Source organism: Marichromatium sp. PS1 (assembly GCF_041155115.1).
Taxonomy (GTDB): Bacteria; Pseudomonadota; Gammaproteobacteria; order Chromatiales; family Chromatiaceae; genus Marichromatium; species Marichromatium gracile.
Genome location: NZ_BAAFHB010000001.1, coordinates 33281 through 46343, shown reverse-complemented (window position 1 = coordinate 46343; position 13063 = coordinate 33281). Strand labels below are relative to the sequence as shown.

The 13063-nt window shown below is 69.3% G+C and carries 11 protein-coding genes; 9 read left to right on the top strand and 2 right to left on the bottom strand.

The window, feature by feature from the left end; translation table 11 throughout:
- The first annotated feature begins 78 nt into the window (after nucleotides 1-78).
- From nudB to ACAM26_RS00220, 4 genes are all read left to right on the top strand, one after another.
- Entirely contained in the window at nucleotides 79-525 is a 447-nt protein-coding gene (gene nudB, locus ACAM26_RS00235; protein ID WP_123141486.1) for a dihydroneopterin triphosphate diphosphatase, read from the top strand.
- 141 nt (nucleotides 526-666) lie between these two features.
- Nucleotides 667-1128: a YbjN domain-containing protein gene (locus ACAM26_RS00230; RefSeq protein WP_062272637.1), complete on the top strand. Its 462-nt coding sequence runs from the start codon at nucleotides 667-669 to the stop codon at nucleotides 1126-1128.
- Nucleotides 1129-1161: 33 nt separating this feature from the next.
- Nucleotides 1162-1902, top strand: a complete 741-nt coding sequence (locus ACAM26_RS00225) for a zinc ribbon domain-containing protein (RefSeq protein WP_132228718.1) — start codon at nucleotides 1162-1164, stop codon at nucleotides 1900-1902.
- Between the two features lie 54 nt (nucleotides 1903-1956).
- Nucleotides 1957-3765, top strand: a complete 1809-nt coding sequence (locus ACAM26_RS00220; protein ID WP_132228720.1) for an ABC transporter transmembrane domain-containing protein — start codon at nucleotides 1957-1959, stop codon at nucleotides 3763-3765.
- Nucleotides 3766-3772: 7 nt separating this feature from the next.
- On the opposite strand, the gene ACAM26_RS00215 is transcribed toward ACAM26_RS00220, so the two are convergent.
- On the bottom strand, nucleotides 3773-5035 hold the full coding sequence (locus ACAM26_RS00215; protein WP_369612904.1) for a Coenzyme F420 hydrogenase/dehydrogenase, beta subunit C-terminal domain: 1263 nt from the start codon (nucleotides 5033-5035) through the stop codon (nucleotides 3773-3775).
- Nucleotides 5036-5486: 451 nt separating this feature from the next.
- Here ACAM26_RS00215 and bchI point away from each other — a divergent pair, with 451 nt between their 5' ends.
- From bchI to ACAM26_RS00190, 5 genes are all read left to right on the top strand, one after another.
- Nucleotides 5487-6515, top strand: a complete 1029-nt coding sequence (gene bchI, locus ACAM26_RS00210) for a magnesium chelatase ATPase subunit I (RefSeq protein WP_123143403.1) — start codon at nucleotides 5487-5489, stop codon at nucleotides 6513-6515.
- Nucleotides 6512-8332: a magnesium chelatase subunit D gene (locus ACAM26_RS00205; RefSeq protein ID WP_123141419.1), complete on the top strand. Its 1821-nt coding sequence runs from the start codon at nucleotides 6512-6514 to the stop codon at nucleotides 8330-8332. Before bchI ends, ACAM26_RS00205 begins: the two co-directional genes overlap by 4 nt.
- A 91-nt stretch (nucleotides 8333-8423) precedes the next feature.
- Nucleotides 8424-9329, top strand: coding sequence for an alpha/beta fold hydrolase BchO (gene bchO / locus ACAM26_RS00200; protein ID WP_123141420.1), 906 nt, complete (start codon nucleotides 8424-8426; stop codon nucleotides 9327-9329).
- Nucleotides 9330-9386: 57 nt separating this feature from the next.
- On the top strand, nucleotides 9387-10955 hold the full coding sequence (locus ACAM26_RS00195) for a phytoene desaturase (protein ID WP_223806173.1): 1569 nt from the start codon (nucleotides 9387-9389) through the stop codon (nucleotides 10953-10955).
- Nucleotides 10936-12054: a phytoene/squalene synthase family protein gene (locus tag ACAM26_RS00190; protein ID WP_132228724.1), complete on the top strand. Its 1119-nt coding sequence runs from the start codon at nucleotides 10936-10938 to the stop codon at nucleotides 12052-12054. Before ACAM26_RS00195 ends, ACAM26_RS00190 begins: the two co-directional genes overlap by 20 nt.
- Nucleotides 12055-12158: 104 nt before the next feature.
- Here ACAM26_RS00190 and ACAM26_RS00185 read toward each other — a convergent pair whose 3' ends face one another.
- Complete coding sequence (locus ACAM26_RS00185; RefSeq protein ID WP_223806132.1) at nucleotides 12159-13004, bottom strand: carotenoid 1,2-hydratase; 846 nt, start codon at nucleotides 13002-13004, stop codon at nucleotides 12159-12161.
- Nucleotides 13005-13063 lie beyond the last annotated feature (59 nt).

Sequence of the window (13063 nt, the reverse complement as noted above, 5' to 3'; positions counted from 1 at the left end):
CAGGTAATGTTGATGGCCAAGTGTGTGGATCCCGGGATCCTGCGTCAGCTCAGGGTGAGCGAGGCGGAGGCAGAGGCAATGAGCCGGCTGCCGCGCAAGCGCCCGCAGTCGGTGCTGGTGGTCATCTGTACCCGCGGGGGCGAGTTCCTGATGCTCCGTCGGGCGCGTCCGCTGGCCTTCTGGCAGTCGGTCACCGGCAGCCTCGATGCCGGCGAGAGCCCGCGTCAGGCCGCGGCGCGCGAGGTCTACGAGGAGACCGGGCTGCGTGCCGGCGGGCGCTTGATCGACCTGCATCAGTCGGCGCTGTTCCCGATCGTGCGCGCCTGGCGCAAGCGCTATGCCCCCAACGTCTGCTTCAATCGCGAGTACTGGTTCGCGCTGGTGCTCGAGACCCGGCGGTTGGTGCGGCTCAATCCGCGCGAGCACCTCGAGTACCGCTGGGTGCCGGCGGGTGCCGCCGCGCGGCTCACCGCCTCCTGGACCAATCGCGACGCCATTCGCGCCCTGGCCGGTACGCTGGGCTGATCGCCGCGCCGTGGCGATCGCGGCTTATACTTGAGCCGTGCGCGGGATGTCCGGCGCATCCCCGGCCTTGAGTCGGGGTTCATCGTTGGGGGCAGAGTTAGTTGTCCGCTCCCGACTGGCCTGATGCGAGGAGGGGGAATGATGCGTATTCGTGGACTGCTGACCGCTGGTCTGGTGGCGGCGCTGTGGTGTGGGGGCGCGCTGGCGCGTGATCTGGTGAGCGCGGCCGATCCCGAGGCGGTGCTGACGGCGGCCAAGGGTTTCGGCAGCGCCGAGTTGCAGACCGACAGTGTCGGCGACCCGCGTATCCGTGGGCGGATGTTCGGGGTCATCTATCTGGTGACCTTCTATGGCTGCGATGACGGCAAGGACTGCAAGGACATCCTGTTCTATGCCGGTTGGGAACAGCCCGGCCTGACCCTTGAGGACGTCAACCGCTGGAATCGCGACAAGCGCTTCGGCAAGGCCTATATCGACGACGAGGGCGATGCGGTGCTGGAGTTCGCCGTCAACCTCAACTACGGCGTCACCCCGCGCAACCTCGAGGATACCTTCGACTGGTGGGGCGTGGTGCTGCGCGAGTTCCGCGAGGAGATGCTCTAGCGCGCGCTCGCGGGGCGTCACCGCTGATCCGTCATGCAATGCCCCAAGTGTCGTGCCGAGCAGTCCGATCACGCCGACATCTGCACGGCCTGCGGGCTGGTCTTCGCCAAGTACTACAAGCATCACCCGCCCGCGGGCGAGGCCCCGGCGCGTCCAGCGCGCCGGGGCCGGCGGCGGGCGTCGTGGCGCGTGAGCGAGCTGCTGCTCGGCGTACCCCCGGCCGGTGGCGCGCCGGTGCTGGCGCTCCGCGTCCTGCTCTGGTGCGTGCTGCTGGTCTGGGGGCTGCGGCTGATGGCCGCGCCGGTGTCGAGCAATGTTGTCGGCGAATCGCTGCTGCATCTGGTCAATCTGCCCTTCCACGAGGCCGGGCACGTCATCTTCGCCCCGCTCGGCGACTTCATCGGCTCGCTCGGCGGCACCCTGGGGCAGCTGCTGATGCCGCTGATCTGTCTGCTGGTGCTGCTGCTGCGTACTCGTGACCCCTTCGGGGCCAGCGTCTGTCTGTGGTGGTTCGGGGAGAACTTCCTCGATATCGCGCCCTATGTCGCCGATGCCCGCGCCGGGGTGTTGCCGCTGCTCGGCGGCAACACCGGACAGACCGCGCCCTATGGATTTCACGACTGGGAATACCTATTAACCGAGACCGGGCTGTTGCATCTCGATCGCGCGCTCGCTCAGGCCAGTCATCTGCTCGGCGCCCTGCTGATGCTCGCCGCGCTGCTCTGGGCGGCGTTGTTGCTGCTGCGCCAGTGGCGCGCGCTCGAACGCGGCTGAGTCCCGGCCCTCGGTCGTTCTCCTTTCGTTGTCCGCTTTGCTGTAAGGAATCCCATGTCCCGATCATCCTCCGTCGCGCCCGATCGTCCGGGCACCCGCGATCTGCGTGCCTTGGCGCGTCTGCTGCGCTTCACCCTGCCTTATCGCTGGCGCCTGCTCGCCGCGCTCGCCGCGTTGCTGTTCGCCGCCGGGTCGGTGCTGGCCTTCGGTCAGGTGATCCGGGTGGTGGTCGATCGCGGGCTGTCGAGCGGCTCGGCGGTGGCGCTCGATCGTTCGTTGCTGCTGTTTCTCGCCGTGGTGGTGCTCACCGCCGGGGCGATGATGGCGCGCAGTTATCTGCTCAACTGGATCGGCGAGCGGGTGGTTGCCGACATCCGGCGCGCGGTCTTCGATCGGGTGCTGGGACTCGATGTCGGCTTCTTCGAGACCACCCGCACCGGCGAGGTGATCTCGCGACTGACCAGTGATACCGCGCTGCTGCAGGTGGTGGTGGGCTCGACCCTGGCGATGGCGCTGCGCACCTCGCTGATGATGCTCGGCGGCATCGCCATGCTGGCGGTGACCAGCCCGGGCCTGACCGGGTTGGTGCTGCTCGGGGTGCCGCTGGTGATCGGCCCGGCCTGGCTGCTGGGGCATCGGGTGCGCCGTCTCTCGCGCGCCAGTCAGGATCGGGTGGCCGATGTCGCGGCCTATGTCGATGAGGTGATCCACGGCATCCGCACCGTGCAGGCCTGCGGTCACGAGCCGCTCGATCGGCGTCGTTACGGCGAGCAGGTGGAGTCGGCCTTCGAGGTGGCCCGTCAGCGCTCGCTGACCAGCGCCTTGCTTGCCGGGATCGCCACCCTGCTGACCTTCGGCGCGATCGGTGTGGTGCTGTGGATCGGCGGTCACCAGGTACTCGACGGGGCCCTCAGCGGCGGCGAACTCTCGGCCTTCCTGTTCTACGCCATCCTGGTGGCCAGTGCGGTCGGTTCGCTCAGCGAGCTGCTCGGCCAGCTGCTGCGCGGTGCCGGAGCCAGCGAGCGGTTGATGGAGCTGCTCGAGGCACGCCCGGCGATCGCCGCGCCGAGCGACCCGGTGGCGCTGCCGCGGCCGGCGCGCGGCGAGGTCCGTTTCGACGCGGTGCGCTTCTGCTACCCCTCGCGTCCCGATACCCCGGCGTTGGATGCGCTCTCGCTGGTGGTGCGCCCGGGCGAGCGGGTGGCGCTGGTGGGGCACTCGGGGGCGGGCAAGTCGACCCTGTTCCAGCTGTTGTTGCGCTTCTACGACCCGAGCGCCGGCAGGGTGTGTTTCGATGGCGTCGATCTGCGCGCACTCGACCCGCGCGAGCTGCGTGGACGGATCGGGCTGGTGCCGCAGGACCCGGTGATCTTCGCCACCAGTGCCTGGGAGAACATCCGCTACGGTATGGAGTCGGCGACCGACGCCGAGGTGCGTCGCGCCGCCGAGGCGGCGCACGCGACCGAGTTCCTCGATCGCCTGCCGCAGGGCTTCGACACCGATCTCGGCGAGCGCGGGGTGCAGCTCTCAGGGGGGGAGCGCCAGCGGATCGCCATCGCCCGCACCATCCTGCGCGACCCGGCGCTGCTGCTGCTCGACGAGGCGACCAGCGCGCTCGACGCCGAGAGCGAGCGCCTGGTGCAGCAGGCGCTCGAGGAGCTGATGCGCGGGCGCACCAGCATCGTCATCGCTCACCGGCTGGCGACGGTGCGCAACGCCGACCGCATCCTGGTGATCGACGGCGGACGCATCGCCGCCGCCGGAGGCCACGAGGCGCTGATCGCCGAGGGCGGGCTCTATGCGCGCCTCGCCGCGCTGCAGTTCCAGGAGCCGACGCCGGCGCGCGCGGCGCCGGTCGTCTGAGCCGGGGTCAGTCGCGCGGGGCCAGGTCGCGATCGAACAGCTCGCGATAGTGCTCGGCGTAGGGGGCGAGGGCGCGATAGACGAAGCCCGGCACCACCCGCGACTCCTGACGCTCGAACTTGCTGCGCACGTGGTTGAGGTTGCGCAGCAGCTTCATCTCGATCACCGCGCGGGCGAACTCCAGCCCGCGTGGTCCGCGGTTGCGCTGCAGCCAGGCGACCAGCTTGCGGATGAGCAGCGGCGGGCGCCCGGTGCCGGGCGGGTGGTTGAGCCGCTCCATGAAGCGCGGCATGCCGCGGGTGCGGTCGCCGCCCTCGGTGAGGGTGCCGAACTCGAGCTCGGGGCGCAGCATCTCGAACATCCGCTCGCCGCGCTCGGTGCGCGCCATCACCCACTGCCAGCCGAGTTCCGCGCCCATGTAGCCGATGGTCAGGTCGCTCAGCGCGTTGGGGTAGTCGAAGCAGGACAGACAGGCCGAGGGGAAGATGCCGTGGAGCTTGTCCATCGGGAAGTCGATGTAGTTGACCCGCTCGACCGCGCCGTCCTCGTGGCGCAGCCAGAGACTGAAGTCCTGCATGAACTCGTGATGGACCACGGTCTTGGGTGAGCGCGAGATCTGCTCGAGGAAGTATTCGAGATCGGGGTAGGAGACGTTGTCGCTGCAGGGGATGCCGATCACGTACAGCGCCTCGAGTCCGAGCTCGGACTCGATCGCGCGCAGCGCGTGCACCTGGCAGCCGGTGCCGATGAAGGCCAGGCGCTTGATGCCCTGCTCGCGCACCAGGTCGAGCAGCCCGAGGTTGGGCGACAGGCTGGGCTTGTTGCCGGCGGTGGCGAGCACCTCCTCGGGGGTACGGGCGAGGATCGGCTGGGCCTTGAAGCGGGTGCCGGGGGCGGCGGCGGTGGTGATCACCGCCTCGACCTCGCCGCGTTCGAGCAGCCGCGCGCCGAGGGTGGTGACCATGCCGCTCCACTGTGCGCCGGGACGCGCGGCGCGCATGCGCGCGGCATAGGTGGCGCGGTAGCAGCCGAACAGCAGCTCGTCGCCGTCGCCGCGGCTGCGACCGAACAGGCGCTGCTCGATGGCGTCGGTCTGGTTGTTGACGAACATGCACGCCTGGGTCATCTGCGGCTTGAGCGTGCTGTCGCACAGCCCGCAGTCGCTGCACAGACGGGGGCGACCCTGGAGTCGCTCGTCGTTGCTGAGCAGCGAGATCTGACCCATGCCCTTGGACGGGCCCTCGGCGACGGGGGCGGCGGACTGATTCATCGCTGCGCCTCGTGCGAGTGCTGGCTGGCTGCGGGATGACGGATCGGCATGCTGGATCTCCTCGTGGTCGATGGGCACGCCGCGCGCGTCGGTCTGCGCCGGGCGTTGCCCGGAGTGGCTTGGAGGGCGGTCGTCGGGGGACCGCCGTGGGCGGCGTGCAGTCTGCCGCAAATGGTCGCGCTCAGTCCATCGGCCCCGGTCATGGAAACCACGCGCCTTTCGGGGATTCTCGCCGGTGATTGATCCTGTCGGCTTGACCACGGTCGAGCAGGGGCGCTAGGGTCGCGAACTTGATCGAATAAGGCTTGGGGCGGGCTGCGCGCCGCGCGACCGGCTCCATGGTTCATCGGGACAACGTCCAGCAAGCGCCTGTGTGCGCGACGGTCTTGGGCGTGTCCGCTCAATCTGGCCGTTTGCGCCGAACAGACTAAGCAACAAGGTTTGCAGCGTTATGCCCATCCCGTTCCCGTTTTCCGCCGTTGTCGCCCAGGAGGAGATGAAACGCTCCTTATTGATCGCTGCCATCGATCCCTCGATCGGCGGTGTACTGGTATTCGGCGACCGCGGCACCGGCAAGTCCACCGCGATCCGTGGCCTGGCCGCCCTGCTGCCGAAGATGCGTGCCGTCGATTGCACCTATCAGTGCGACCCCGAGGCCAGCGATGACGTCCTGTGTGAGGACTGCCGCGCCAAGCGTGCCGCGGGGCGGACGCTGAAGAGCCGTCAGGTGCCGGTGCCGGTGGTCGACCTGCCGCTCGGTGCCACCGAGGACCGCGTGATCGGCGCCCTCGACCTCGAGCGCGCCCTGACCAAGGGCGAGAAGGCCTTCGAGCCGGGTCTGCTGGCGCGTGCCCATCGCGGCTTCCTCTACATCGACGAGGTCAACCTGCTCGAGGACCATCTGGTCGACTCGCTGCTCGACGTCGCCGCCTCGGGTCAGAACCTGGTCGAGCGCGAGGGCCTGAGTGTCCGTCACCCGGCGCGCTTCGTGCTGGTCGGCTCCGGTAACCCCGAGGAGGGCGAGCTGCGCCCGCAGCTGCAGGACCGCTTCGGTCTGTCCGTCGAGGTCAAGACCCCGCAGGACCTGCCCACCCGGATGAAGGTGGTGCGGCTGCGCGACGCCTTCGAGCGCGATCCCAACGCCTTCGTCGAGAAGTGGAAGCGTCAGGACGGCAAGGTGCGTCGCCAGATCCAGAAGGCGCGTGAGCTGCTGCCCAGCGTCGAGGTGCCGGATGCGACCCTCGAGCGCGCCGGCGAGCTGTGCATGAAGCTCGGCACCGACGGGTTGCGCGGCGAGCTCACCCTGATCCGCGCCGCGCGTGGCCTGGCCGCGCTGCAGGGCGACACCGAGGTCGTCGACCGCCACCTCAAGGAGGTCGCCACCTCGGCGCTGCGTCACCGTCTGCGTCGCGATCCGCTCGACGAGTCCGGTTCCACCAGCCGGGTCGAGCGCGCCGTGGCGGAACTGTTCGGGGAATGAACATGACCGCCGCGAATCCCGCCGCCGATCAAGGCGTCGACGCGGGTCCGCCCCCGGCCGGGGCGGGCCTGTCCGCGTGGGATGATGCGGTGCTGGCTGCGGCCCTGATGAGCGTCGATCCGGTCGGGACCGGCGGCGTCGCGCTACGGGCCCTCGCCGGCCCGGTGCGTGAGCAGTGGCTGAGCCTGATGCGCGATCTGCAGCCGCCCGAGGCGCCGCATCGCCGCATCCCGCTGCACGTCTCCGACGGTCGCCTGCTCGGCGGCCTCGATCTGGCCGCGACCCTCAACGCCGGTCGCCCGATCGCCGAACGTGGCCTGCTGGTGGAGGCCGATGGTGGTCTGGTGGAGCTGGCGATGGCCGAGCGCATCTCGGCCCATACCGCCGCGCGCCTGACCATGGCCTTCGACTCGGGCGAGGTGGTGCTCGAACGCGACGGCCTGGCGATGCGCACCCCGTCGCGCTTCGCGGTGGTCGCGCTCGACGAGGGCGTGGGCGAGGACGAGGGGCTGCTCAATGCGCTGCTCGATCGTCTCGCCTTCCACGTCGATCTCACCCACATCCGCGTCCACGAGGCGATCGCCTGCGACTACGATCCCGAGGACGTGGTGCAGGCGCGCGCGCGTCTCGCCGGGCTGACCCTCGACGAGGAGCAGCTCGAGGCGCTGTGCGGTACCGCGCTGGCGCTCGGTATCCCCTCGCTGCGTGCATCGCTGTTCGCCTGTCGGGTCGCCTGCGCCTCGGCGGCGCTCGAGGGTCGCGACCAGGTGGAGGCCGAGGACCTGGCCGTCGCCGCGCGTCTGGTGCTGGCGCCGCGTGCCACCCAGCTGCCGCCGAGCGAGGAGCAGCCGCCCGAGGAGCCGCCGCCACCGCCGGAAGAGCCCGAGGAGCAGGAGCAGAACCAGTCCGAGGAGCAGCAGCAAGAGCCGCAGGAACTCGAGGACACCGTGCTCGATGCGGCCAAGGCGGCGATCCCCGCCGATCTGCTCTCGCAGCTCCAGCTCGGCACCCTGCGTCGCTCGCGTTCGCGCGCCACCGGCAAGGCCGGTGCGATACAGAACGCGCCGACCCGCGGTCGTCCGGCCGGGGTGCTGCGCGGCGAGCTGCGTTCCGGGCTCAAGCTCAACGTCGTCGAGACCCTGCGCGCCGCGGCGCCCTGGCAGCGGTTGCGGCGCGAGGAGCGGGCGCGACGCGGCATCGAGTCCTCGCGCATCGAGGTGCGTCAGGACGACTTCCGCATCACCCGCTTCAAGCACCGCTCCGAGACCACGACCATCTTCATGGTCGACGCCTCGGGCTCCTCGGCGCTGCACCGTCTCGCCGAGGCCAAGGGTGCCGTCGAGATGTTGCTGGCCGACTGCTATGTGCGCCGTGACCAGGTGGCCCTGATCGCCTTCCGCGGCAAGGGCGCCGAGGTGTTGCTGCCGCCGACTCGCTCGCTGGTGCGTGCCAAGCGCACCCTCGCCGGGCTGCCCGGTGGCGGCGGTACGCCGCTGGCCTCGGGGATCGATCTGGGGATGATGATGGCCGACTCGATCCAGCGTCGTGGCGGTACCCCGATCCTGATCCTGATGACCGACGGTCGCGCCAACGTGGCGCGCGACGGCGCCGGTGGTCGGGCGCGCGCCTTCGACGAGGCCAAGGCCGCGGCGCGGGCGGTGCGGGCGCAGGAGATGAGCGCCATGGTGATCGACACCTCGCCACGTCCGCAGCAGCAGGGGCGCGAGCTCGCCGCCGAGATGGGTGCGCGTTACCTGCCGCTGCCGCATGCCGATGCCGGTGCGTTGAACCAGGCGGTTCGCGTGGCGACCGGCTGAGGCCCCGCGCTCGCGCCCGACCACCCCAGGGATGGTCGGGCGCGAGCGTTCATCGGGTTTGCCGAACGTCTTGCCGAAGGAGGTGAAAGGGATGCGATTCACCCTGACCAGACGGCTCGACTGGACGCGCGACGGCGACAGTTGGCCGAATCGAGGCGCCAGTCGCTTCGTCACCGCCGGCGGGATCCGCTGGCACGTCCAGCTGATGGGGCAGGGGCCGGTGTTGCTGCTGCTCCACGGCACCGGCGCCTCGACCCACTCCTGGCGCGATCTCGCGCCGCTGCTGGCCGAGCGCTTCACCATCATCGCCCCCGACCTGCCCGGTCATGGCTTCACCGAGGCCTTGCCCTACGCGCAGATGTCGCTGCCGGGGATGAGTGCCGCGCTCGGCGCGCTGCTCGAACGTATCGGACACCGCCCCGTCGCAGTCATCGGGCACTCGGCCGGGGCGGCGATCATGGTGCGTGCCGTGCTCGAGGCGCGGTTCGTACCGCATGCCCTGGTCGCGCTCAACGGCGCGTTGCTGCCCTGGCGCGGGGTGCCCGGGCGGGTGTTCTCGCCGACCGCGCAGCTGTTCGCCTCGGTGCCGGTGGTCTCGCGCTTTCTCTCCTGGCATGCGCTCGACCGCAAGGCCATCGAGGGACTGGTGGCCAATACCGGTTCGCGGCTCGACGAGGCCGGGATCGAGTTCTACCGACGGCTGGTCGCCGATCCCGATCATATCCGCGCCACCCTGACGATGATGGCCAACTGGGACCTGGAGCCGCTCGCCCGGGCACTCCCCGAACTCGCGCCGCCGCTGTTTCTGGTCGTCGGCGAGAACGACGGCACGGTCTCGCCGCGCGAGGCCGAGCGGGTGCGCGAGCGGCTGCCGAGCACCGAGATCCATCGTCTGTCCGGGCTCGGGCACCTGGCTCACGAGGAGCGTCCGCAGGATGTCGCGGTGCTGATCGGCGAGCTGCTCGGGCGGGCTGGTCTGCTGCCCGATCCGAGCTGATTCCGATCAAGTTTCAAAAGGCGCCGCCGGGGTGGACGGGGCGGTCATGCTGCTATAATGTCAAGCCATCTTGACACTAGATTGGGTATTAGAGACTTGACACTTGCGGCTCCACAGGTTTCCAAGGGCGTGACGGGCGCCAAGCCCCACGCGATCGTGATCGGCACCGGGTTCGGTGGTCTGGCCGCGGCGATTCGCCTTGGCGCGCGCGGTTATCGGGTCACCATGCTCGAACGGCTCGACGCGCCGGGCGGGCGTGCCTACATGCACCATCGCGACGGTTTCTCTTTCGACGCTGGCCCGACCATCGTCACCGCTCCCTTCCTGCTCGAGGAGTTGTGGTCGCTGTGCGGGCGCAAGTTCTCCGACGACATCGATCTGCGCTTGATGGATCCCTTCTACCGGATCCGTTTCGACGACGGCAAGGTGTTCGATTACAGCGGCGATCCCGAGGCGGTGAAGGCGCAGATCGCGCAGTACTCGCCGGACGACGTCGAGGGCTACGATCGCTTCATGAAGTACAGCGAGGGGGTGTTCAAGGTCGGCTTCGAGGACCTCGCACACATCCCCTTCACCTCCTGGACCGATATGGCCAAGATCGTGCCGGACATGGTGCTCAAGCAGAGCTACCGCACCGTCTACGGCATGGTCTCGAAGTACATCAAGGACCCCTATATCCGCCAGGTGCTCTCCTTCCACCCGCTGCTGGTCGGTGGCAACCCCTTCAAGGTCACCTCGATCTACACCCTGATCTCCTTCCTCGAGCGCAAGTGGGGCGTGCACTCGGTGATGGGCGGCACCGGCGCCCTGGTGCGCGGCATGGTCGACCTGATCGAGGGGCAGGGCAGTGAGATCCGCTACAAGGCCGAGGTCGAGCAGATCATGGTCGACTCGCGTCGGCGCGCCACCGGCGTGCGGCTGACCTCGGGCGAGGAGATCGCCGCCGATATCGTGGTCTCCAACGCCGACGCGGCCAACACCTATCGTCGGCTGCTGCCGGCGACGGTGCGTCGTCACTGGACCGATCGCAAGGTCGAGCGTTCCAGGTTCTCCGCCGGGCTGTTCGTCTGGTACTTCGGCACCAAGCGCCAGTACCCCGACGTCAAGCACCACACCATCCTGCTCGGCCCGCGCTATCGCGAGCTGATCGAGGACATCTTCCAGCACAAGCGTCTGGCCGAGGACTTCAGCCTCTACCTCTATCGCCCGACGGCGACCGATCCGAGTCTCGCCCCCGAGGGGTGCGACACCTTCTATGCCCTGTCCCCGGTTCCGCACCTCGAGAGCGGCACCGACTGGGCCACGGTGGCCGAGGAGTATCGGGCCAAGATCGCCCGTTATCTCAGCGACACCGTGCTGCCCGGCCTGGAGGACCAGATCGCGACCTCGCTGGTCACCACGCCGCAGGACTTCCAGGACAGGCTCAACTCCTATCTCGGGGCCGGGTTCAGTTTCGAGCCGACCCTCACCCAGAGTGCGTGGTTCCGCCCGCACAATGTCAGTGAGGACGTCAAAGGCCTCTATCTGGTCGGTGCGGGGACGCATCCGGGTGCAGGGATTCCCGGCGTCATCTCCTCGGCCCGTGTCCTCGATACGGTGGTGCCCGATGTTTCAGCCTTCGCTTAATGTCCTGAATCCGTCGCCGGGTCACGCCTCGGCGGACGATCTCGCTGCCTGCCGGGAGCTGCTGCGCTGTGGGTCGCGTTCCTTCTACGCGGCCTCCTTCCTGTTGCCGCAGCGCATCCGCGAGCCGGCGATCGCGCTCTATGCCTTCTGCCGGATCGCCGACGACGCGATCGACTTCGTGCCCGATGCCGCCGGCAAGGCGCGCGCCCTCACCGGGCTGCGTGCGCGGCTCGACCGCATCTACGACGGCAACCCGATCGACGATCCCGCCGATCGCGCGCTGGCCGACGTGGTGGTCCAGTACGCCATGCCCAAGGTGCTGCTCGAGGCCCTGCTCGAGGGCTTCGAGTGGGATGCCGAGGAGCGTCGCTTCGAGGACATCTCCGGGGTCTATGCCTACTCGGCCCGGGTCGCCTCGACCGTCGGCGCGATGATGGCGACCCTGATGGGTGCACGCGAGGCCGATCAGGTGGCCCGTGCCTGTGACCTCGGCGTCGCCATGCAGCTGACCAACATCTGTCGCGACGTCGGCGAGGATGCCCGCGCCGGTCGGCTCTATCTGCCCAAGCAGTGGATGCGCGAGGCCGGTATCGACCCCGATGCCTGGCTCGCCGACCCGGTGTTCAACGACGCCCTGGCCTCGGTGATCCGACGCATGCTGGATACCGCCGACGCGCTCTACCGGCGCGCCGACGTCGGCATCGCCGGGTTGCCGGTAGGGTGTCGCGCCGGGATCAACGCCGCGCGCTATCTCTATGCCGAGATCGGGCGTCAGCTCGAGCGCCAGGGGCTCGACTCGATCACGAGTCGCGCGGTGGTGCCGGCACCGCGCAAGATGCAGCTGCTCGCCCCGATCCTTGGCAGTACCATGCTGACCGCGCGCTATGTCGCGGCGCCTGCGCTGGAGGAGACCCGCTTCCTGGTCGATGCCGTGGTCGAGGCCACCCCGGTGCACATGCGTGCGCAGAACACGGGCGTCGGCGGCAAGGTGGTACGGGTGCTCGAGTTGTTCGAGGAGCTCGAGGCGCGTGAGCGCGCCGCCAGCGAGGCCGCGCGTGCCCGCGCCGGTCAGTTGGCGATGTCCTCGGCGCGCGGCTGATCGGCTGTCGCAGCCCGTCGAGACAACAACGCCGCGCCGGATCGGATCCGGCGCGGCGTTGTTGTGTGACACCTTATTAAATAGTACGCCGAGGATGCGTGGGTTCAGTCCCAGGTCTTGCGCGGCATGCGGAAGGGCAGCAGCATCTGTACCCAGTTGGCGGCGAAGCGATCGAGATCGAGGCTCTCGTGCACCGACTCGACGCGCTCGCCGCAGAGTCGGGTCTCGACCACCGAGCGGACGTAGAAGGGGGTGTCCTCCAGCGTCTGCACCACCCGCGCCTGATCGCCGGCCTCACACTGGGTGCCGCGTCCGACCCGCCAGACGCTGGCCGTCGGCAGCGCCGCCCGTGGCGGCGGCGCCACCTGCTCGACCTCGCCGTTGCGCGCGAAGCGCAGCGCCAGCTGGCTGTTGCGACCATCACGCTCGGTGGCATCGTAGAGGGTGGCGGCACCGTCGCTGAGCGCCGCACGCGACCAGTCCCAGCGCTGGAATCCGGCCTCCAGCGGCTCCTCGCCGCGGTTGGAGTCGAGATAACCGGCGCCGCTCCAGCGCAGGCCGGGATTCTGGAAGTCGAGTTCGACCCGCGCGACCGGGGCGATCGGCCACCAGCGATGACGAGCCTTGCCGTCGAGCACGAAGTCCTGCGGGTTGATGGCGCTGGGATGGACGCGGATGCGTCCGCGCAGTCGCGAGGGCAGGGGGACGGTGAGTTCGTCGACGTCGATGGTCAGCGCCTCGCCGTCCCAGTGCAGGCCGCTCGGGCCGATGCGCAGGGTATCGGCGCTCTGGTGCAGTGCGCCGCGACCACGCTCGGTCATCGCCCAGCGTTTCTTGCCGTCACGCCCGTAGAGCACCACGTTGAGCGCGCAGTGATCGAAGGGGTCGAGGTCGGGTGCGGCGCGACGTCGGCGCCAGGCGTAGTAGGGCGAGAAGACGTTGCCGAGCATGGCGATGACGGTCAGCCCGTGCTGGCCGTCGTCGCTCAGCGCGTCGACATACCACCACA

Coding starts and splice junctions, on each gene's coding strand:
- ACAM26_RS00230 (WP_062272637.1), top strand. CDS start 667: ATGCGTATTCGTGGACTGCTGACCGCTGGTCTGGTGGCGGCGCTGTGG.
- ACAM26_RS00205 (WP_123141419.1), top strand. CDS start 6,512: ATGAACATGACCGCCGCGAATCCCGCCGCCGATCAAGGCGTCGACGCG.
- ACAM26_RS00190 (WP_132228724.1), top strand. CDS start 10,936: ATGTTTCAGCCTTCGCTTAATGTCCTGAATCCGTCGCCGGGTCACGCC.
- ACAM26_RS00220 (WP_132228720.1), top strand. CDS start 1,957: ATGTCCCGATCATCCTCCGTCGCGCCCGATCGTCCGGGCACCCGCGAT.
- bchO (WP_123141420.1), top strand. CDS start 8,424: ATGCGATTCACCCTGACCAGACGGCTCGACTGGACGCGCGACGGCGAC.
- nudB (WP_123141486.1), top strand. CDS start 79: ATGAGCCGGCTGCCGCGCAAGCGCCCGCAGTCGGTGCTGGTGGTCATC.
- bchI (WP_123143403.1), top strand. CDS start 5,487: ATGCCCATCCCGTTCCCGTTTTCCGCCGTTGTCGCCCAGGAGGAGATG.
- ACAM26_RS00215 (WP_369612904.1), bottom strand. CDS start 5,035: ATGAATCAGTCCGCCGCCCCCGTCGCCGAGGGCCCGTCCAAGGGCATG.
- ACAM26_RS00195 (WP_223806173.1), top strand. CDS start 9,387: ATGTCAAGCCATCTTGACACTAGATTGGGTATTAGAGACTTGACACTT.
- ACAM26_RS00225 (WP_132228718.1), top strand. CDS start 1,162: ATGCAATGCCCCAAGTGTCGTGCCGAGCAGTCCGATCACGCCGACATC.
- ACAM26_RS00185 (WP_223806132.1), bottom strand. CDS start 13,004: ATGCTCGGCAACGTCTTCTCGCCCTACTACGCCTGGCGCCGACGTCGC.